We start from the raw sequence: 18,681 nt of genomic DNA, 5'->3' as shown, positions 1-18,681 counted from the left end.
TCTAGGCGACCACCGCCATGGTCCGGCTCGACTCGGCATCCGAGGCTTCGGCCAGGTCCAGCCACTGCTGCAACTCGGCGCCGCGGGCAAAGCCCGGCGCCAGCGCCGCTTCGCCGCGAATCTCGTCGATGAACCGCTGGTAGTTGCTGGTCACCTCGGGCGCCTCGATCTCTTGCCAGATCTCGGTCAGCACATTCTGCCCCAGACAGGCGCGCAGCGCCGAGACCCGCTTTTCGAACAGCACTTCCAGCCCGCCCTTGTCGCCATAGAGCCTGAGCCGCAGGTCGTTGAAATGCCCCGTCGTCATGCGCGACGCCGAAACGGTGCCGATCGCGCCGCCCTTCAGCCCGATATGCATGGTGAAGCCGTCATTGGCATCCAGAACATAGTCGCCGATCCGGTCCCCCGGCGCCTTCTGATAGGTCTTGAGACGGCAGGACAGGTCGGTCACCGGCTCTCCGGCAACGAAGGTGGCGAAATCGAGGATGTGGATCCCGACATCGCCCAGCACCCCTTTCGAGCCGTGCGCCTTGGACAGCCGCCAGAGCCAGCGCGGCTCGGTCGTCCATTCGCCCCAGGCCGGCTGGGTCAGCCAGCTTTGCAGATACGAGGCTTCCAGATGCCGGATCGTGCCGATGGCGCCCTCGGCCACCATCTGCGCCGCCTTCTGAAGCGCGGGCACGTTGCGATAGGTCAGGTTGACCACATTGACCACGCCCATCCGCGCCGCCAGATCGGCCATTTCACGGGCCCGGGCAAAGTCGGTGGACAGCGGTTTCTCGCAAAGCACATGTTTCCCCGCCGCCAGCAGCGCCAGGGTGGTCGAGTAGTGCACCGGGTCGGGGGTCACGTTCGACACCGCGTCGAACTCGCCCCAGGCAATCGCCTCGTCCAGCGACAGGAAGCGTTTCTCGATGTCGTATTTCTCGGCAAAGAGCGCCAGCCCCTCGGGCTGGGTATCCACCCCGGCCACCAGGGTCACGCCTTCCATCGCGGCATAGGCATCGGCATGGGCATTGGCCATGTGGCCGGTGCCCAGGATCATCATCCGGATCGGTCTGACCATTCAGCGCAGCCCTTCTTCACCGGCCTTGTGCAGCTTCGGCCCGCGTTCGGTGATCGGCTCCAGCGCGGTTTCCACCGGGACATTCGGAGCCGCGGTCGGATCGGCGATCCGTCGCGCCGGGTTGTGGGCCCAGCGGACGGCGTTTTGCAGAACCCGCTGCACATTGGCGTCGTGATAGGTCGGATAGGTCTCGTGCCCCGGACGGAAATAGAAGACATTCCCGGCGCCGCGCTTCCATGTCAGCCCCGAGCGGAAGACCTCGCCGCCCTGGAACCACGAGACGAAGACCGTTTCCAGCGGTTCCGGCACGCCGAAGGGTTCACCATACATCTCTTCGTATTCCAGTTCGAAATGGTCCGGCAGCCCGGCGGCGATCGGGTGATTGCGGCTGGTCAGCCAGAGCCGTTCGCGCTCGCCCGCCTCGCGCCAGGTCAGGTTGCAGGGCGTGCCCATCAGCCGCTTGAAGGGTTTCGAGAAATGCGCCGAATGCAGGAAGATCACGCCCATGCCGGACCAGACCGCCTCGGTCACACGCTCGACCACCGCGTCGGCGACCTCGCCATGCGCGGCATGGCCCCACCAGATCAGCACATCGGTCTGCGCCAGCCGCTCGGCCGTCATCCCGTGTTCGGGGTCCTGCAGCGTGGTGGTGCCGGCCTCGATCCCCTCGGCGCGGTTCAGCGCGGCCGCGATGCAGCCGTGCATGCCGTCGGGATAGATTCCGGCCACCACCTCGGATTTCTGTTCATGGACGTTCTCGCCCCAGACGGTGACCCGGATCGTCATGGCATGCTCCTATCGCTTTTGCCCATCTAGCGCGCGACTCGCCGCGCCTTCAAGATCGATTCAAAGCGCTTCGGGCAGCCAGTTCCGATACAGCGGATGGTGCCGGTCCAGGGGCAACCGCACCGGGGCATTGCTGCGGTGCGACTGATAGACCGCCGAGACGAATTCCAGCGAGCGGCGCCCGTCCTCCAATGTCACCTCGGCCCCCGGCTTCCCGTCCAGCGCATCGGCCAGGGCGGTGAACAGCCCGGCATAGCCCGCCGGCGCCTCACCCACCCCGGCCAGCACCGCATCGACCTCGGCCTGGGTCACCGGCGCACGGGCGGTGAAGGTCCAGCTGTCCTCGGCGGGCTTGTAGGGGTTCGAGCCGCTTTCGGCGGTCAGCCCCTCGAAGCAGAACCGAAGGCGCGACGTGTCATTCGCCGCGCCCAGGGTCACCGACGAGGTGACAAGCGCACCCGAAGCCATGCGAATCGACAGGGCGGCGCAATCCTCGACCTCGATATCGTTCACCCGTGTCGCCAGATCGGCATAGACCTGCGCCACCGGGCCGAAGACAAAGCCCAGCCAGTCGTGAATATGGATCGCATGACCCAGGATCGCGCCGCCGCGCTCGGTCTTCCAGGTGCCGCGCCAGGGCACGGCGTAATAGGCGGCGTCGCGGTTCCAGTGGGTTTCGAGACTTGCGACATAGGGTTTGCCGGTCAGCCCCGCGGCGCTGAGCGCCCGCAGCTGGCTGGCGGCCCGGCCGAAGCGATACTGAAACACCGGGAAGACCTGCTTGCCGGTTTCGGCCGAAAGCGCGATCAGCGCATCGGCTTCGGCCAGCGAGGCGACCAGCGGCTTTTCGCAGACCGCGTGCCTGCCCGCCTTCAGCACCGCCTCGACGGCACTGAAATGCAGATGAGGCGGCAGGCAGATATCGACGATATCGACGCTCTCGTCGGCCAGAACGCTGTCGAGATCGGGGGCATAGGCGGCGCCGGACCGGTCGCAGAGCGGCTGCGCCCTGTCCCGATCCAGATCGCAGACATGGCTCACCGTGAACCGGTCGGGCAGCGCCAGGTAGCCTTCCAGGTGCTGTGCCCCGATCCCGGCCCCGACGACCGCGACTCTACGCATTGCCGAAACTTTCGTTCGCCAGCATCTGCGCCCGGATCGCCAGTTCCATCGCCTTGTAGGTATGGGCCTGCGGCACGGCGGTCTCGGTCCGGTTGTGATGGTCCGCGACCAGGGCCGGGAAATACGGCCGTTCGGCGTCGTTGCAGTCGATCCTCTCCATCCGCTCGCCGTTGCAGAGATAAAGCTGGTTGCCTTCGACCTGGCGCGCGATGTCGGTGTATTTTCGCAGTTCGATATAGCCCTTGTCGCCGAGGATCACGAGGCGCCCGTCGCCCCATGTCGGCAGCGCATCGGGGGTGAACCAGTCGATCCGCACATAGCCGTTGCCCTTGTCGCCGGTCAGCACCACCTCGCCAAAGTCCTGAAAGCCGGGATGATCGGGCATCGTGGTGTTCTCGACCCGCGCATGCGAGATCGTCACCTCTTCCGAACCGGTGAAATAGAGGAACTGGTCGATCTGGTGGCTGCCGATATCGGTCAGGATGCCGCCGAACCGCTCCGGCTGGAAGAACCAGTCGGGCCGCGATTGCAGGTTCTGCCGGTGCGGCCCCAGGCCCAGTGTCTGCTTGACGGTGCCGATGGCGCCCGCCTGCACCAGCTCGGCGGCGCGGGTCACGCAGGGCACTTCGAACCGTTCCGAGAAATTCACCGTCCAGATCCGCCCGGTGCGGGCCTGGCATTCCTTGATCGCCGCCAGCTGCTCGAGCGTGGTGCAGCCGGGCTTGTCCACCATGACGTCCTTGCCGGCTTCCATCGCCTCGATCGCCAGCGCCGCACGGTCGGCGGGAACCGCCGAGATCAGCACCATGCCGACTTCGGGGTCGTCCAGGATCGTCCGGCGGTCGGCCACCCGTTCGAGGTCGCCGAACTTGCGCTTGAACTTGGCATGCGACGGGCCCTCGCCCTCGCTCCACCACTGGGTGCAGGTGCAGCCCTGCTCCTGCATCGAGGAGAGCATGCCGAGAATGTGCAAATGGTCGATCCCGAGGATCCCGAGTTTCAGGCTCATGTCGTTTTCCTTGGTTCAGGTCTGAAGGCTTTGGCGCCGGCCCGAGCGGCCGGCCTGTTCGATCGCCTCGATCAGGGCATGGACCGGCAGGGCCGAACGGCCGGTGATCATCGGCGGGCGGCCGTCGCGCAGCGCCTCGGCGAAATCCGCGATGACGCTGCGGTGCCAGTCCGAGGTGAAGGCCATCGGATCGGCGCCCGAGCCGGACCCGCCGGCCGAGCCGATCGTCTCGGAACGGCCGTCGTGATGCGCGACGCTCAGCTGGGCCTGGGCCAGCCGCATGGTCGCGTGGTCAAAATGCAGGATGATCTCGTCTTCGCGGCCCGGATAGGCGGCGGTCGTGGCGAACAGGCTGGCGGTGGCGCCATTGGCAAGCTCCAGCCCGGCAACGACGGTGTCCTCGGCTTCCATCCGGTGCAGGCCGGTCGTCGTGCAGAGCGCCGTCACCGCCGAGACCGGGCCGGTGAACTGCAGTGCCAGGTCGATGGCATGGATCGCCTGGGTGATCATCACCCCGCCCCCGTCGCGGGCATAGGTGCCGCGCCCGGGCGCGTCGTAATAGCTCTGCGGCCGCCACCAGGGCACGTTGATCTCGGCAAGCCGCAATGCCCCGAAATCGCCGCCATCGATGAGATCGTGCATGGTCTTCGTGGTCGGCCGCGCCCGGTGCTGCAGCGCGATGCCCAAGGGCACCCCCGCGGATTCGCAGATCTCGACGATCTCGGTCGCGGCCTTCAACGAGCGTTCGACCGGCTTTTCCATCAGGATCGGCTTGCCCGCCGCCGCCAGTGTCCGGACGATCTCGACCCGCGCGTCAGGGGGCGTCAGCAGGATCGCGAAATCGACTTCGGGATCGGCGGTCACTTCCTCCTGATCGGCATAGGCCCTGCCCGGCAGCCCGTGCTTTTGCAGAAAGGCTTCTGCCGATCCGGCCCGGTTGGCCAGAACACCCGTCACCCGCAACTCGGGCAGATTGGACAGTGCATCCGCATAGGTTCCCGCCACCATGCCCGCGCCGATCAGCGCGACGCCCTGCGTTGAGCTCATATCCCGATTCCCGTGAGTGCTTTCCCAGTGTCGTCGTGAAAACCATGTAACGCCGCCCGGAGCAAGGTGGCTCCGATCACTTGTCCGCGCCGCAACGCGATCTGGCGGGCATGTTTGCCGCGCGCTTCCCATGACGGAGAGACCGGATTGCCGGGCGCTGGCCGGCCTGTGGCCGGGCGAAACCGTGCAGAGTCGGAAGACACGCTCCCGCCCCGCCCTGACGCTTCCGGACGGGACCGAACGCCGCCGGCGACAGCCGCACCACCGTCGCATCGGCAAACCCATCTTGGGCAATCCATGCGCAACCTGCCCATTTTTCGGGCAACTCGCTGCTTTCGCCACCGTTGCACCCGGGCAAGGCTTGTGCCCGGGACAGGGTGGCCGTTCCTTTCGGCCAACCGGAGGAGAGCGCCATCGCCCATCCAGACACCGATCTTGCCCGCGCCGCTCCGCTGCCGCTTCGCCCCCGCGCTGCGGGAGAGGTGCGGCTGTCGTCGAAACGAACCGGCGGCGCCGTCTCGACGCTGGACGGGCTGCGGCAGGCGGGTTGCTTCCGGGCGCTGTTTCCCGACCATGACGGGCCGGGGCTGACGGCGATGCTGCTCAACACCGCCGGCGGCGTCACCGGCGGCGACCGGCTGCGGCTGACGGCCCGGGCGGGTGCCCGCAGCCGGTTGAGCCTGACCACCCAGGCCGCGGAACGCATCTATGCCGCCAGCAGCGGCGAGACCGGCCGCATCACGAACAGCCTGAGCCTGGACTCGGGTGCCCGGCTGGACTGGCTGCCACAGGAAACCATCCTCTTCGACCAGGGCGTGCTGCGCCGCGCGCTGACCGTGGACATGGAACCCGATGCGACCCTGTTGGCCGTGGAACCGCTGATCCTTGGCCGCCCCGCGCATGGCGAATTGTTGCGGCAGGTGGCGCTGCGCGACCAGATCAGGGTCAGCCGCGGCGGCGAGTTGATCCAGGCCGATGCGCTGCGGCTGGTCGGCGATGCGACAGCCATCCTTTCGGGCCCCGCCACGGGCAACGGACTGGGTGCCTTCGCGGCGCTGATCTATGCCGCACCCGACGCCGATGCCTTTCTCGACCCGCTGCGCGCCCTGCTGCCCGCCCCTTCGGCGGCCAGCCTGATCCGCGACGGCCTGCTCTTGGCCCGTCTCGCCGCCCCCGATGCCTTCACCCTGCGCCGGATCCTGATCCCGGCGCTGACGCTGTTGCACGGCCATGCCCTGCCCCGATCATGGACACTTTAAGACATGCAGCTAAGCCCCCGAGAAAAAGACAAACTCCTGATCGCTATGGCTGCCGAGGTGGCCCGCAAGCGGCTGGCCCGCGGGGTCAAGCTGAACTACCCCGAGGCCGTGGCGCTGATCGCCGATGCGGTGGTCGAAGGCGCCCGCGACGGGCGTTCGGTCGCCGACATGATGGAGGCCGGCGCACAGGTCGTCACCCGTGACCAGTGCATGGAGGGGATCCCCGAGATGATCCCCGAGGTGCAGGTCGAGGCCACCTTTCCCGACGGAACCAAGCTGGTGACTGTCCATCAGCCGATCCGATGACCATATGTGCAACTGCAGCGAAACCAGATTGGAGTGCCGCGCATGATTCCCGGTGAAATGTTCCTGGCCGATGGCGAGATCGCGTTGAACGCGGGCCGCGAGGCAATCACCCTGATGGTTGCCAATACCGGCGACCGCCCGGTGCAGGTGGGCTCGCATTTCCACTTTGCCGAGGCCAATGCCGGGCTCAACTTCGACCGCGAGGCGGCGCGAGGCCGCAGGCTCGACATCGCCGCCGGCACCGCGGTGCGGTTCGAGCCGGGCCAGCGCCGCGAGGTGCGCTTGATCGAGATCGGCGGCGGCCGCGAGATCTGGGGCTTCAACCAGCAAGTCATGGGGAAACTCTGATGCCGCGCGCCTCCTCTCCCGACGAATTGCTGACCACCGGGCTGCAGGCCTGGGACCTCTGGGCCGAGGCATCGCAGGTGATCGGCCTGCGGCTGATGGGCATGCTCGGGTTGACCGATCCGCATCCGCAGGAGACCCTGCGGATGGTGACGGAAAAGCAGGCCGCCTTTGCCCAATCCGCCCTGGCCGGCACCCGCGCGGCGCTGCAGGGCGCACGCCCCGACCAGATCGCCAATGCCGCCATGGCGCCGCTGAAACGCAAGACCGCCGCAAATGCCCGGCGGCTGACCCGGGCGCAGAAACCGTGATCCGCGCAATGCGTCTCCCGGCCCGCCGGCCGGCCTGACTGGAGAGTTGAGAATGGCCACCACCATCCCCCGCACCACCTATGCCGCCATGTATGGCCCGACCACCGGAGACCGGGTCCGCCTGGCCGATACCGATCTGGTCATCGAGGTTGAAAAAGACCTCACAACCTACGGGGAAGAGGTGAAATTCGGCGGTGGCAAGGTGATCCGCGACGGGATGGGACAAAGCCAGATCACCCGCGAGGGCGGCGCCGTGGACACGGTCATCACCAATGCGCTGATCCTCGACTGGACCGGCATCTACAAGGCCGATGTCGGGCTGAAGGACGGGAGGATCGTCAAGATCGGCAAGGCCGGCAACCCCGACACCCAGCCCGGCGTCGATATCGTCGTCGGACCGGGAACCGAGGCGATCGCCGCCGAGGGCCGCATCCTCACCGCCGGCGGGATAGACAGCCATATCCATTTCATCTGCCCGCAGCAGATCGAGGAGGCGCTGCATTCCGGCCTGACCACGATGATCGGCGGCGGCACCGGGCCGGCGCATGGCACGCTGGCCACCACCTGCACCCCCGGCGCCTGGCACATCGGGCGGATGCTGCAATCGGCCGACGCCTTCCCGATGAACCTCGCCTTTGCCGGCAAGGGCAATTCCAGCCGCCCCGAAGCCCTGGTCGAACAGGTCCGCGCCGGGGCCATGGCCCTGAAACTGCACGAGGACTGGGGAACCACCCCGGGCGCCATCGACTGCTGCCTATCGGTGGCGGACGAGATGGACGTGCAGGTCATGATCCACACCGACACGCTGAACGAAAGCGGCTTTGTCGAGACCACGGTGGCGGCGATGAAGGGCCGCACGATCCATGCCTTCCACACCGAGGGCGCCGGCGGCGGCCATGCGCCCGACATCCTCTCGATCTGCGGCCAGCCGAACGTGATCCCCTCCTCGACCAATCCGACACGGCCCTTCACCGTGAACACGCTGGAAGAGCATCTCGACATGCTGATGGTCTGCCACCACCTGGACAAGTCGATCCCGGAAGACGTCGCCTTCGCCGAAAGCCGCATCCGGCGCGAGACCATTGCCGCCGAGGACATCCTGCACGACATGGGCGCGCTCTCGATCATCGCCAGCGACAGCCAGGCCATGGGCCGGGTGGGCGAGGTCATCATCCGCACCTGGCAGACCGCCGACAAGATGCGCAAGCAGCGCGGGCGGCTGGCCGAGGAGACCGGCGAGAACGACAACGCGCGGGTCAAGCGCTATGTCGCCAAATACACGATCAACCCGGCGGTGGCGCATGGTTTCGCGAAACATTCGGGCAGCGTCGAAGAGGGCAAGCGCGCCGACCTGGTGCTCTGGCATCCGGCGTTCTTCGGGGTGAAACCCGAAATGGTGCTGATCGGCGGCACGATCGCGGCGGCGCAGATGGGCGATCCGAACGCCTCGATTCCGACCCCGCAGCCGGTTCACATGCGGCCGATGTTCGGCGCCTTCGGGCGCTCGCTGGAACGCTCCTCGGTCACCTATGTCTCGGCCGCCGCGATGGAAGAGGGCATCGGCGAGCGGCTTGGCCTGGCCAAGGATTGCGTCGCGGTCGAAGGCACGCGGGGGATCGGCAAGGCCGAGATGCGGCTGAACGATGCGCTGCCCAAGGTCGAGATCAACCCCGAGACCTACGAGGTCCGCGCCGACGGCGAATTCCTGACCTGCCAGCCCGCCGAGGTTCTGCCGATGGCACAGCGCTACTTCCTGTATTAGGATCGGCGCCATGCGCTTGTTCCCTGCCCTGCTGGCGCTCTGCGCCGCCTCCGCCGTGCATGCCGCGGATTGCCCGACCGCCGCCGATCTGGCCGGGGGCATCCGGCTGTACGATGGCCCCGATGTCAGCGAGACCTTTCGCCAGGAGCAACCGGGCCTGATCTCCTCGGTCTATTCCGAGAACGGGGTCATGACCCGCTCGCTGCTGCTGCGCGGCATCTACATGGTCGAGATCATCGAGATGGACGAGTCGGGCGCCCTGGTGCCTTCGACCCGGATCACCTTCAGCTTCTCGGACCCGCCCGGCGGGCTGCCCGACCCGGTGCCCGGCGGAGGCTGGGAGGGCAGGATGACGACTCTCGACGGCGGCGAAATCTATGTCGAACCCTTCGTGGTCCGTTTCGGCCCCGAAACGCCGCTCGACTTCGACGGCTGCCGGTATCGCGGCGTGCCGGTCACGATCAGCTACCCGGATCGCGATCCGCCCTATTTCGAAGAACTGACCTGGATGCCGGAACTGGGATTTTCCTATCTGACCGGCAGCGCCGCCACGGACGGCAGCACGGTGCGGTTCAACTATGAACGGATCGAGGCGCTGCCGTGAGCGGCTCTGTGTCCAGCGCAATGCTGCAATGCAGCATTAGCGCAACCACCCCGGTGGACAGGACCGCACCGCGGGCCTACCTTTCATGCCAAGGGAGGAAACCAACAGACCAAGAGGTTTCCAATGGCACTTTCAACTTCGTTACCCACCACAGCCAAGGTCGGCGACAGGCTTCGCAGGAATCTGGATGCGTTCTTCGCCGGCATCGGGCAAGGCTTCAACGCCTATCTGGAAAGCCGTTCGCGGATGCCCCAGATCGAGCGGCTGAACGCGATGAGCGACGCCGAACTGGCCGAGCTGGGCATCGCCCGCGAGGACATCGCGCGCTACGTCTTCCGCGATCTGTTCCACACCTGACGGCAGCATCGGCGGGGCCGGGGGCATGAGTCCCCTGCCCTTCGAACTTCCCCCGGCGCGGCGCCTGCTGCGCCAGGGAGGCCCGGCGCGGCTCAGCCTGTCGCTCAGCTACGAGGACCGGTTCCTGCGCCGCAAGCGGCTGATCACCGATCAGGGCCCGGCCGTGCTGGTGGACCTCGAAGCGACGGTCTCGCTGGATCATGGCGACGTGCTGGAATGCGAGGACGGCACCCGCGTCACGGTGCAGGCCGCCCCGGAAGCGCTGCTGGAAGTGACCGGGACCGACCTCAGCCGGCTGGCCTGGCATATCGGCAACCGCCACACCCCCTGCCAGATCGAACCGTCGCGGCTGCTGATCCAGCGCGACCATGTGATCCGCGCCATGCTCGAGGTGCTGGGAGCCGGGCTGCGCGAGGTGACCGAACCCTTTACCCCCGAAGGCGGCGCCTATGGCTTTGGCCGGACCCATTCCCATGCGCATTAGGGGCCTGTTCCGACCTGCGGCGACGCTGCGCCGGAGATCGCCGCCGGCCCGCCCGACCGCAGGCCCAGCAGGGTCACGGGCCATGACCCCGGCCGGGGGCACCGGCCCATGACCCGGCCCGTTTCCGATCCGGGCCTGACCCTGTCGCAGCTCTTTTCCCCGGCCTTTCCGGTCGGGAGCTTTGCCTATTCGCACGGGCTGGAAGCCGCGATCGCAGACGGGCGCATCGGCACTGCGGCCGAGTTGCAGGCGTGGCTACGGGATGTGCTGGCCCATGGCGCCGGGCGCAACGACGCGCTGCTGCTGGCCGCCGCCCATGCCGCTGCCGGCCCGGACGACCTGGCCCGGGTCGATGCCCTGTCGCGCGCGCTCGTGCCTTCCTCGGAACGGCTGCGCGAAACCGTTCTGCAAGGCGCCGCCTTTGCCCGCACCGTTGCCGATGTCTGGGGGATCGACCTGAAGCCGCTGAGCTACCCGGTCGCGGCCGGACGCGCCGCGCGGCTGCTGGGCCTGCCGCCCGAAGCCACGGCGCGGCATTACCTGCTGGCCATGGCCTCGACCCTGGTCTCGGTCGCGGTGCGGCTGGTGCCGCTGGGCCAGACCGAGGGGCAACAGGTTCTGGCGGCGCTGGTCCCGCTCTGCGCCGCACTGGCCGCCGAGACGGCCGATGGCGACCTGGATGAGATCGGCGGCGCCGCGATCCTGTCGGACCTCGCCGGGATGCGCCATGAAACCATGGAAACAAGGGTGTTCCGATCATGACCCGCTCACCGCACGGCCCGCTCAAGGTCGGCATCGGCGGCCCGGTGGGCGCCGGCAAGACCACCTTGACCGCCGCCCTGGCCCAGGCGCTGAAGGAGCACTACGCGCTCGCCGTCATCACCAATGACATCTACACCCGCGAGGATGCCGAGGCGCTGATGCGGATGCAGGTCCTGCCGCTGGATCGGATCGTCGGGGTCGAGACCGGCGGTTGCCCGCATACCGCGATCCGCGAGGATGCCTCGATCAACCTGGCCGCGGTGGACGACCTGACCCGCCGGCATCCGGGGCTGGAGCTGATCCTGATCGAATCGGGGGGCGACAACCTGTCGGCGACCTTTTCGCCGGAACTGGCCGATGTGACGCTCTACGTGATCGACACCGCCGCCGGGCAGGACATCCCGCGCAAGGGCGGCCCGGCCCTGACGAAATCGGATTTGCTGGTCGTCAACAAGACCGACCTTGCGCCGCATGTCGGGGTGTCGCTCGACCAGCTGGCCGGGGATGCCGAACGCACCCGCGCCGGGCGGCCCTTCGTCATGGCCAGCCTGCGCCGTGGCGAGGGCGTGGCCGAGATCGTCGCGCATCTGGAGCGGATCGGCGGGCTGACCCGCGCCTGAGCGGTCTCAGCCCCCGGCCACCGCCGCGGCGATGTCCCGGATCTTCGCCACCATCGCCCGCACCCCGTTCGAGCGTTGCGCCGAAAGATGCTGATCCAGTTCCAGCCGCGCCAGTTCCGCCGCCGCATCGACCTTCAGCACCTCCTCCACCGTCAACCCGGCGTAGAGCGCGTGAATCACCGCGACCAGCCCGCGCACGATCAGGGCGTCGCTTTCGCCGCGGAAATCGAAGATCGCCCCGGCGCCGCTGCCGCTGATCTCGGGCACCAGCCAGACCTGGCTGGCGCAGCCGTTCACCTTGTATTCGGGCCGATGCTCGGCCTCGTCCAGCGGCGGGAAGGCCTTGCCGAGGTCGATGACATGGCCATAGCGGTCTTCCCAATCGGTCAGGAAGGCAAAGGTTTCGGCCAGCTCTTCGAATGCTTCGGTCGCCATGACCCCGACCTAAGCCCCCCGCGGCCCGGCGTCCAGAGCCCGGCAAGCGCAAAGCGCGGACTTTTCAACCATGCCGCAATCCGCTAACCCAATGGGACCAAGCTGAGGGGACCCTTCATGACCATTGCCCGCCTGACCGCGATACTGGGCGTCTGCCTGCTGACGGCCTGCGGCTTTGGCCAATCCCGGTTCAATCCGCTGAACTGGTTCGGCCCGTCCGAGAACCGGGTGCAACTGATCCCCGAGGGCGGTTTCACCACCGACAACGACAAGCGCTCGATGATCGAACGGGTCACGGAACTGACCATCGAGCCGGTGATCGGCGGCGCCCTGGTCCGTGCCACCGGCCTGCCGCCGGTGCAGGGCTACTGGGATGGGGAACTGGTCTCGACCAACGATTTCACCCCCGAGAAAGGCGTCTTGCTGCTGGAATTCCGCATCGCGCCCCCGGTCGAGCCGACCGCCGTCTCGACCCCGCAATCGCGCGAGGTCGTGGTCGGCCTGTTCCTGTCGCGGCAGAAACTGGACGGGGTGCGCGAAATCCGGGTTCTGGGGCTGGCCAACAGCCGGTCCCTGCGGCGCTGACCGCCGGTTCACCCGCCGTCCCCTGATCCGCGCCCCTGCGGCCCGCCAGCCTAAAGCGGGATGACCTGGACCTGGTTGCCCTTGGCCGCCAGCGCGATCTTGCCCTCGCAGAGCTTCATCGCATCCTCGCCGAAGACCTCGTTGCGCCAGCCGCGCAGCGCCGCCGAGTCGCGCTTTCCCGCCGCCAGTGCATCCAGGTCCGAGGCGGTGGCGATCAGCTTGGCCGCCACCCCGGCGCTTTCGGCCTTGGCCTTCAGCAACACCCGCAACAGATCGGCCAGAGCCGGGTTCACCTGCAGCTGCTCGCCCACCACCGGTTTCGGCAGCGCATCCGCCGGCACCGCCAGCCCGGCCTTGACCGCGGCAATGATCCCTTCGGCGATGTCGCCCTTGCGGGCCTCGCGCAATACCAGCCGGGCCTTGCCCAGGTCGCCGACCGTGGCCGGTTTCAGCGAGGCGATTTCCAGCAGCGCGTCGTCCTTCATCACCCGGTTGCGCGGCACGTTGCGGCTTTGCGCGTAGTCCTCGCGGAACCGGGCCAGTTCCCGCACGATGGCCAGGAAACGCCCGGAATGGGTCCGGGTCCGCACCTTCAGCCAGGCATCCTCGGGCTTGGTCACATAGGTCTCGGGCGCCGTCAGCACGGCCATTTCCTCTTCGACCCAGTGATGCCGCCCGGACTTGGCCAGATCGGCCGCCAGCGCCTCGTAGACCACCCGCAGATGGGTGACATCGGCCAGGGCATAGGTCTGCTGCGCCTCGCTCAGCGGCCGCCGCGACCAGTCGGTGAAGCGCGAGGTCTTGTCCACCTGCGCCTTGGCCAGCTTGCGCACCAGGGTCTCGTAGCCGACCTGCTCGCCGAAACCGCAGACCATCGCGGCCACCTGGGTGTCGAACAGCGGCTTCGGGATCACCCCGCCCTCGATGTAGAAGATCTCCAGGTCCTGCCGGGCGGCGTGGAACACCTTCACCACCGCCTCGTTGCGGAACAGGTCGTAGAGCGGCGCCAGGTCCATGTCCGAGCCGAGGATCGGATCGACCAGCACCGCGTCTTCCTCGGCCTTGCCGGGCAAGGCAAGCTGGATCAGGCAGAGCTTCGAGTAATACGTTCGTTCCCGCAGGAATTCGGTATCGACAGTGACGTAGGGCGCCTTGGCGGCGCGGCTGCAGAAGGCGGCCAGCGCCTCGGTCGTGGTTATGGTGATCATGCGTCCCGGGTCAGACTGTCGTTTAGGGTCCACCCGGGATACCCCCCGGCGCGGCAAAAGGAAAGGACCAGCGCCCCAGGGTTGCAACCTCCCCGGCAAGTGGTGCCGCGATCCCCGGCCTAATGCAGCGTGAATTCCTGCACGACGTTCTGCCAGTCACCGGCACCGATCATCTTGCGATGGCTGAAGCGCACCGAGTGCAGCTCGCCCTCGATGTCGCGCTGCCAGAACTCGATGAAACGGAACAGTTCGGGATAGTCCGGCGCCAGGTCGTATTCCTGCCAGATGAACGCGTTCAACACATGGTTGTAGTCCGGCATCCGGTAGTAGAATTCGGCCGTGGTCAGCCCGTAGCCCTTGAGCATCAGTTCGGTCGGAGATTCCTTCATCATTGCCTCTTTCGGTTGCCTGTCCTTGAATCATGGCACCAAAGATTTTCTTTTCAATAAAAACAATATGTTGGCACTCTATCCGGGTGGCTGCCAATGCTCCGGGGCTTCTGCCATTGCACCCTATATCCAGCCGGTGATAGACTTCGCCCAACTAGATATTGACCCCTGGACCGCAGAGGCGCATCCACTTGAACGACACGCCGGAACCCCCTGAAATCGAAGAAGAAACCCCGCGCAAGGCGCCGATCGGGTCGCAGGTCACGATCGAAGCCGAGATGCGGACCTCCTATCTCGACTACGCGATGTCGGTCATCGTCAGCCGCGCGATCCCGGATCTGCGCGACGGCCTCAAACCTGTGCATCGGCGTATTCTTTACGCAATGAACGAAGTCGGGAACACCTACGACAAGCCCTATCGCAAGTCGTCGCGCCCGGTTGCCGACACGATGGGCAAGTATCACCCGCACGGCGATTCGGCGATCTACGACGCACTGGTGCGCATGGCGCAGGACTTCTCGATGAGCCTGACGCTGCTCGACGGCCAGGGCAATTTCGGCTCGATGGACGGCGACAAGGCGGCGGCCTTCCGCTACACCGAAGTGCGGATGGCCAAGGTGGCCAACTACCTGCTGGCCGACATCGACAAGGACACCGTCGATTTCCAGGACAACTATGACGGCAAGGACCGCGAACCGACGGTCCTGCCGGCCCGGTTCCCGAACATGCTGGTCAATGGCGCCGGCGGCATCGCCGTCGGCATGGCCACCAACATCCCGCCGCACAACCTGGGCGAGGTCATCGCGGGCACCCTGGCGCTGATCGAGAACCCCGATCTGACCAGCGAAGACCTGATGGCCTACATCCCGGCACCGGACTTCCCGACCGGCGGCGTGATCCTGGGCCGTTCCGGCGCCCGCAAGGCCTATCTCGAAGGGCGCGGCTCGGTGATCCTGCGGGCCAAGACCCGGGTCGAGGAAATCCGCAAGGACCGCTGGGCGATCGTGATCGACGAGATCCCCTATCAGGTCAACAAGGCCACGATGATCGAGAAGATCGCGGAACTGGCCCGCGAGAAGAAGATCGAGGGCATCGCCCATGTGCAGGACGAAAGCGACCGGGTCGGCGTCCGGGTCGTCATCGAACTGCGCCGCGAGGCGACGCCGGATGTGGTGCTGAACCAGCTGTTCCGGTTCACCCCGATGCAGGTCAGCTTCGGCTGCAACATGCTGGCCCTGAACGGCGGCCGGCCCGAGCAGCTGACCCTGCGCGATTTCCTGACCTATTTCATCGGCTTCCGCGAGGAAGTCGTGGCACGCCGGACGGCCTATGAACTGCGCCGCGCGCGCGAACGCAGCCATGTGCTCTGCGGCCTGGCGGTGGCGGTGTCGAACGTGGACGAGGTGGTGGCGACGATCCGCGCCAGCGCCGATCCGGCCGATGCCCGCGAACGGCTGATGACCCGACGCTGGCCGGCGCATGACATCCTGGAATATATCGCGCTGATCGACGATCCGACCCACAAGGTCAACGAGGACGGCACCTACAACCTGTCCGAGATTCAGGCCCGCGCGATCCTCGACCTGCGGCTCCAGCGGCTGACCCAGTTGGGCGTCAACGAGGTCACCAGCGAGCTTCAGGAACTGGCCGCGAACATCAAGGATTACCTCGACATCCTGCGCAGCCGGGCGCGGATCATGGAGATCATCTCGAACGAGCTGATAGAGGTCCGCGATGCCTTTGCCGTGCCGCGCCGCACCGAAATCGACGAATGGTCCGGCGATCTGGACGACGAGGATCTGATCGAGCGCGAGGACATGGTGGTCACGGTCACCTCTTCGGGCTGGATCAAGCGCACGCCCCTGGCCGAGTTCCGCAGCCAGCGGCGCGGCGGCAAGGGCCTGTCGTCGATGCAGACCAAGGAAGACGACGTGGTGACGACGCTGTTCGTCGCCAATACCCACACCCAGCTTCTGTTCTTCTCGACCGACGGCATGGCGTACAAGCTGAAGTGCTGGCGCCTGCCGATGGCGGGCCGCAACGCCAAGGGCCGGGCGATCGCCAACATCCTGCCGGTGCAGCCGGGGATTTCGCTGGCCGCGATCATGCCGGTCGATGTGCCCGAGGAGGAATGGGAGAACCTGCAGATCGTCTTTGCCACCTCGCATGGGGATGTGCGCCGCAACGCGCTGTCGGATTTCACCGATGTCCGCAAGAACGGCAAGATCGCGATGAAGCTGCCGGAAGGCGTTTCGCTGGTGAACGCGCGAATCTGCGACGAGAACGACGACGTGATGCTGGTCACCGCCGGCGGCCGGGCGATCCGCTTCCCGACCACCGATGTCCGGGTCTTCAAGGGCCGCGATTCGACCGGGGTGCGCGGCATCCGCCTGGGCGAAGGCGAGGAAGTGGTCTCGATGTCGGTGATCCGCCACAGCGTCGCCGAACCCTGGGAACGGGCGGCGTTCATCAAGCGCTACCGCGCCGAACTGGGCGCCGAGTCTAGCGACGAGGATGCAACCGAGACCGAGGCAGAGGCCGAGGACAGCGAGGACGGCGCCGAAACCGAAGGCGTGCTGACCGATGAACGCTATCACGAGATGCTGGCCGAACAGGATCTGCTGCTGACCATCACCGCCAAGGGCGCGGGCAAGCTCTCGTCCAGCCACGACTACCCGGTGCGCGGCCGCGGCGGCATGGGCGTCAAGGCCATGGACGGCGCGATGCGCGGCGGCCGGCTGGTCGCCAGCTTCCCGGTCGAGACCACCGACCAGGTGATGCTGGCCACCACGACCGGCCAGTCGATCCGTTGTCCGGTGGCGGGCATCTCCTTCCGGTCGAGGTCGGCCGGCGGGGTCCGTGTCTTTGCGACGGCGGCCGGTGAAGAGGTCGTCTCGGTGGCCCGGATCGCCGATCACGGCGACGAGGACGGCGAGGACGGGACCAGTTCCGGCGAGGATGCAGCGCCCGAGACCTGAACCGGGTTTCGGGCCCGCCCCCCTTGCGCGGGCCCGCCTCATGCCTGCTCCGACACAACCGGAGGGCATGGAAGGCACGTTGTCCGGTTAACTTCTCTTAATGCTCCGTTAACCCTTTGACCTGACCTGACCTGACCGTATTCCTGTGGGCGAGCAACCTTGGCAGGGTGGGACTCATGGAAAACTGGGACGACATGCGCTTCTTGCTGGCGCTGTCTCGTCACAAGACGATGAGCGCGGCGGCGGATGCCCTGCATACCAACGTCGCCACCGTTTCCCGGCGGGTCGAGCGGGCCGGCCAGGCTATCGGCGTGCCCCTGTTCATCAAGGACGCCTCCGGCTGGACCCCGACCCAGGCGGTGCTGCCCCTGTTGCGGATGGCCGAGGATTTCGACGCCCGGCTGACCAGCGAACGCAACAGCCGCAGCGCGCTTGAAGGCAAGGGCATCCAGGCCCGGCTGCAGATCGCCGCGCCGCCGTTCTTTCACACCATGGTTCTGGTGCCCGAGGTGCATAACCTGCTGGCCGAACATCCGCGACTGGAGCTGGATTTCCGCAACCGTGTCGATGGCACCGGGCTGGGCGATGCCGACATCCTGCTGCGCCAGGGGCGCCCCGAAGCCGGGCGGGTGCTGGCGCGGCGGCTGGCGACGCTGACCTCGCGCGGCTATCGCTCGACTCAGGCAAAAAGCACCCTGTCGGGCTGGGTCTCGATGAACGCGCGAAGCTCGACGGCGCTGGATCTGGCGCTCGGGCGCGAGATTTTCGGCGCCGATCCGAATGTCACCGTGTCCCTGTTCGAACAGAAGCTGACCGTCATGCGCAGCACCGGGCTGGCCGGGATCCTGACCGACGAGGTCGCCGGGCAGCTCCCGGACATGGTCGCGATCGACCCGGACGGACCCAATACCAGCGCGGAATTCTGGCTGGTTTTTCATGCCACAAGACGCGACGACCCGGCGGTCCGGGTGGTGACCGACTGGATCATCGACTGCTTCCGCAAGGGGCCCTATGGCAAGGTTTCACAGGTTGCCGAACTGAGCGACGCGGCGACCTGATATTGCCGAATACAACCCATGGTTTAAATTTTTCCATATCTGCGTAAGTTTGGCTTCTTGGAAACCACATCATGTGGTATTCTACCTTATGGAAGATTAGGGGCCTTGGAACCGGGCGCCGAGAAAAACCGGACCAAGTCCATCCTGAGCCGAGGCATTTCGGGCGACGATCTTTCTGCGGCGTGTCC

Annotated in this window: 21 protein-coding genes; 13 read left to right on the top strand and 8 right to left on the bottom strand. The window is 66.7% G+C overall.

The window, feature by feature from the left end; genetic code table 11:
* Position 1: 1 nt before the first annotated feature.
* Genes NUW50_RS06645 through NUW50_RS06625 form a run of 5 tightly spaced genes read right to left on the bottom strand, consistent with a single transcriptional unit; the run spans position 2 to position 5,030 of the window.
* On the bottom strand, positions 2–1,066 hold the full coding sequence (locus NUW50_RS06645) for a Gfo/Idh/MocA family protein (RefSeq protein WP_258288277.1): 1,065 nt from the start codon (positions 1,064–1,066) through the stop codon (positions 2–4).
* Positions 1,067–1,852 carry a ThuA domain-containing protein gene (locus tag NUW50_RS06640; RefSeq protein WP_258288276.1) on the bottom strand — a complete coding sequence of 262 codons (786 nt, stop codon included), beginning with the start codon at positions 1,850–1,852 and terminating at the stop codon, positions 1,067–1,069.
* Between the two features lie 60 nt (positions 1,853–1,912).
* Positions 1,913–2,974, bottom strand: coding sequence for a Gfo/Idh/MocA family protein (locus tag NUW50_RS06635; RefSeq protein WP_258288275.1), 1,062 nt, complete (start codon positions 2,972–2,974; stop codon positions 1,913–1,915).
* The gene (locus tag NUW50_RS06630) at positions 2,967–3,983 is read right to left on the bottom strand and encodes a Gfo/Idh/MocA family protein (protein WP_258288274.1); all 1,017 of its coding nucleotides are present in this window, start codon (positions 3,981–3,983) and stop codon (positions 2,967–2,969) included. Before NUW50_RS06630 ends, NUW50_RS06635 begins: the two co-directional genes overlap by 8 nt.
* Positions 3,984–3,998: 15 nt before the next feature.
* Positions 3,999–5,030: a Gfo/Idh/MocA family protein gene (locus NUW50_RS06625; protein ID WP_258288273.1), complete on the bottom strand. Its 1,032-nt coding sequence runs from the start codon at positions 5,028–5,030 to the stop codon at positions 3,999–4,001.
* Positions 5,031–5,407: 377 nt separating this feature from the next.
* Here NUW50_RS06625 and NUW50_RS06620 point away from each other — a divergent pair, with 377 nt between their 5' ends.
* The 10 genes from NUW50_RS06620 (at position 5,408) to ureG (ending at position 11,840) form a co-directional block, all read left to right on the top strand.
* Positions 5,408–6,289, top strand: a complete 882-nt coding sequence (locus NUW50_RS06620; RefSeq protein WP_258288272.1) for an urease accessory protein UreD — start codon at positions 5,408–5,410, stop codon at positions 6,287–6,289.
* Positions 6,290–6,292: 3 nt separating this feature from the next.
* On the top strand, positions 6,293–6,595 hold the full coding sequence (locus NUW50_RS06615; protein WP_258288271.1) for an urease subunit gamma: 303 nt from the start codon (positions 6,293–6,295) through the stop codon (positions 6,593–6,595).
* A gap of 42 nt (positions 6,596–6,637) precedes the next feature.
* Positions 6,638–6,943 carry an urease subunit beta gene (locus NUW50_RS06610; protein WP_258288270.1) on the top strand — a complete coding sequence of 102 codons (306 nt, stop codon included), beginning with the start codon at positions 6,638–6,640 and terminating at the stop codon, positions 6,941–6,943.
* Complete coding sequence (locus tag NUW50_RS06605; protein ID WP_258288269.1) at positions 6,943–7,251, top strand: antifreeze protein; 309 nt, start codon at positions 6,943–6,945, stop codon at positions 7,249–7,251. Before NUW50_RS06610 ends, NUW50_RS06605 begins: the two co-directional genes overlap by 1 nt.
* A 52-nt stretch (positions 7,252–7,303) precedes the next feature.
* On the top strand, positions 7,304–9,013 hold the full coding sequence (gene ureC, locus NUW50_RS06600) for an urease subunit alpha (RefSeq protein ID WP_258288268.1): 1,710 nt from the start codon (positions 7,304–7,306) through the stop codon (positions 9,011–9,013).
* A 10-nt stretch (positions 9,014–9,023) separates the two neighbouring features.
* Complete coding sequence (locus tag NUW50_RS06595; protein WP_258288267.1) at positions 9,024–9,617, top strand: hypothetical protein; 594 nt, start codon at positions 9,024–9,026, stop codon at positions 9,615–9,617.
* Between the two features lie 123 nt (positions 9,618–9,740).
* Complete coding sequence (locus tag NUW50_RS06590; RefSeq protein ID WP_258288266.1) at positions 9,741–9,974, top strand: hypothetical protein; 234 nt, start codon at positions 9,741–9,743, stop codon at positions 9,972–9,974.
* 25 nt (positions 9,975–9,999) lie between these two features.
* Positions 10,000–10,458: an urease accessory protein UreE gene (locus NUW50_RS06585; RefSeq protein ID WP_258288265.1), complete on the top strand. Its 459-nt coding sequence runs from the start codon at positions 10,000–10,002 to the stop codon at positions 10,456–10,458.
* A gap of 108 nt (positions 10,459–10,566) precedes the next feature.
* A complete protein-coding gene (locus NUW50_RS06580) occupies positions 10,567–11,220 on the top strand; it encodes an urease accessory protein UreF (RefSeq protein ID WP_258288264.1) in 654 nt (217 codons plus the stop codon).
* Positions 11,217–11,840, top strand: coding sequence for an urease accessory protein UreG (gene ureG / locus NUW50_RS06575; protein ID WP_258288263.1), 624 nt, complete (start codon positions 11,217–11,219; stop codon positions 11,838–11,840). Before NUW50_RS06580 ends, ureG begins: the two co-directional genes overlap by 4 nt.
* Positions 11,841–11,846: 6 nt before the next feature.
* Here ureG and NUW50_RS06570 read toward each other — a convergent pair whose 3' ends face one another.
* Entirely contained in the window at positions 11,847–12,275 is a 429-nt protein-coding gene (locus NUW50_RS06570) for a SufE family protein (protein ID WP_258288262.1), read from the bottom strand.
* A gap of 117 nt (positions 12,276–12,392) precedes the next feature.
* On the opposite strand from NUW50_RS06570, the gene NUW50_RS06565 reads away from it, so the two are divergent.
* Positions 12,393–12,860 carry a hypothetical protein gene (locus NUW50_RS06565; protein ID WP_258288261.1) on the top strand — a complete coding sequence of 156 codons (468 nt, stop codon included), beginning with the start codon at positions 12,393–12,395 and terminating at the stop codon, positions 12,858–12,860.
* A 50-nt stretch (positions 12,861–12,910) separates the two neighbouring features.
* On the opposite strand, the gene rnd is transcribed toward NUW50_RS06565, so the two are convergent.
* Both rnd and NUW50_RS06555 read right to left on the bottom strand, forming a co-directional pair.
* On the bottom strand, positions 12,911–14,068 hold the full coding sequence (gene rnd / locus NUW50_RS06560; RefSeq protein WP_258288260.1) for a ribonuclease D: 1,158 nt from the start codon (positions 14,066–14,068) through the stop codon (positions 12,911–12,913).
* A gap of 119 nt (positions 14,069–14,187) precedes the next feature.
* Complete coding sequence (locus NUW50_RS06555; protein WP_258288259.1) at positions 14,188–14,457, bottom strand: usg protein; 270 nt, start codon at positions 14,455–14,457, stop codon at positions 14,188–14,190.
* Between the two features lie 191 nt (positions 14,458–14,648).
* Here NUW50_RS06555 and gyrA point away from each other — a divergent pair, with 191 nt between their 5' ends.
* Positions 14,649–17,435, top strand: coding sequence for a DNA gyrase subunit A (gyrA, locus tag NUW50_RS06550; RefSeq protein WP_275981936.1), 2,787 nt, complete (start codon positions 14,649–14,651; stop codon positions 17,433–17,435).
* 176 nt (positions 17,436–17,611) lie between these two features.
* Complete coding sequence (locus tag NUW50_RS06545) at positions 17,612–18,493, top strand: LysR family transcriptional regulator (protein ID WP_258288258.1); 882 nt, start codon at positions 17,612–17,614, stop codon at positions 18,491–18,493.
* Positions 18,494–18,681: the final 188 nt, after the last annotated feature.

This window comes from Frigidibacter sp. ROC022, from assembly GCF_024723735.1.
In the GTDB taxonomy this organism is placed as follows: Bacteria; Pseudomonadota; Alphaproteobacteria; order Rhodobacterales; family Rhodobacteraceae; genus SLM-1.
The sequence above is the reverse complement of the archived record's forward strand: the minus strand, read 5'-3'. Positions and strand labels throughout refer to the sequence as shown.

Excerpts from the sequence above, each read along its gene's own strand:
- NUW50_RS06545 (WP_258288258.1), top strand. The coding sequence starts at position 17,612 with ATGGAAAACTGGGACGACATGCGCTTCTTGCTGGCGCTGTCTCGTCAC.
- NUW50_RS06615 (WP_258288271.1), top strand. The coding sequence starts at position 6,293 with ATGCAGCTAAGCCCCCGAGAAAAAGACAAACTCCTGATCGCTATGGCT.
- NUW50_RS06565 (WP_258288261.1), top strand. The coding sequence starts at position 12,393 with ATGACCATTGCCCGCCTGACCGCGATACTGGGCGTCTGCCTGCTGACG.
- NUW50_RS06555 (WP_258288259.1), bottom strand. The coding sequence starts at position 14,457 with ATGAAGGAATCTCCGACCGAACTGATGCTCAAGGGCTACGGGCTGACC.
- NUW50_RS06595 (WP_258288267.1), top strand. The coding sequence starts at position 9,024 with ATGCGCTTGTTCCCTGCCCTGCTGGCGCTCTGCGCCGCCTCCGCCGTG.
- NUW50_RS06590 (WP_258288266.1), top strand. The coding sequence starts at position 9,741 with ATGGCACTTTCAACTTCGTTACCCACCACAGCCAAGGTCGGCGACAGG.
- NUW50_RS06570 (WP_258288262.1), bottom strand. The coding sequence starts at position 12,275 with ATGGCGACCGAAGCATTCGAAGAGCTGGCCGAAACCTTTGCCTTCCTG.
- NUW50_RS06605 (WP_258288269.1), top strand. The coding sequence starts at position 6,943 with ATGCCGCGCGCCTCCTCTCCCGACGAATTGCTGACCACCGGGCTGCAG.
- ureC (WP_258288268.1), top strand. The coding sequence starts at position 7,304 with ATGGCCACCACCATCCCCCGCACCACCTATGCCGCCATGTATGGCCCG.
- NUW50_RS06580 (WP_258288264.1), top strand. The coding sequence starts at position 10,567 with ATGACCCGGCCCGTTTCCGATCCGGGCCTGACCCTGTCGCAGCTCTTT.
- rnd (WP_258288260.1), bottom strand. The coding sequence starts at position 14,068 with ATGATCACCATAACCACGACCGAGGCGCTGGCCGCCTTCTGCAGCCGC.
- NUW50_RS06630 (WP_258288274.1), bottom strand. The coding sequence starts at position 3,983 with ATGAGCCTGAAACTCGGGATCCTCGGGATCGACCATTTGCACATTCTC.
- NUW50_RS06635 (WP_258288275.1), bottom strand. The coding sequence starts at position 2,974 with ATGCGTAGAGTCGCGGTCGTCGGGGCCGGGATCGGGGCACAGCACCTG.
- NUW50_RS06610 (WP_258288270.1), top strand. The coding sequence starts at position 6,638 with ATGATTCCCGGTGAAATGTTCCTGGCCGATGGCGAGATCGCGTTGAAC.
- NUW50_RS06645 (WP_258288277.1), bottom strand. The coding sequence starts at position 1,066 with ATGGTCAGACCGATCCGGATGATGATCCTGGGCACCGGCCACATGGCC.
- ureG (WP_258288263.1), top strand. The coding sequence starts at position 11,217 with ATGACCCGCTCACCGCACGGCCCGCTCAAGGTCGGCATCGGCGGCCCG.
- NUW50_RS06640 (WP_258288276.1), bottom strand. The coding sequence starts at position 1,852 with ATGACGATCCGGGTCACCGTCTGGGGCGAGAACGTCCATGAACAGAAA.
- NUW50_RS06625 (WP_258288273.1), bottom strand. The coding sequence starts at position 5,030 with ATGAGCTCAACGCAGGGCGTCGCGCTGATCGGCGCGGGCATGGTGGCG.
- NUW50_RS06585 (WP_258288265.1), top strand. The coding sequence starts at position 10,000 with ATGAGTCCCCTGCCCTTCGAACTTCCCCCGGCGCGGCGCCTGCTGCGC.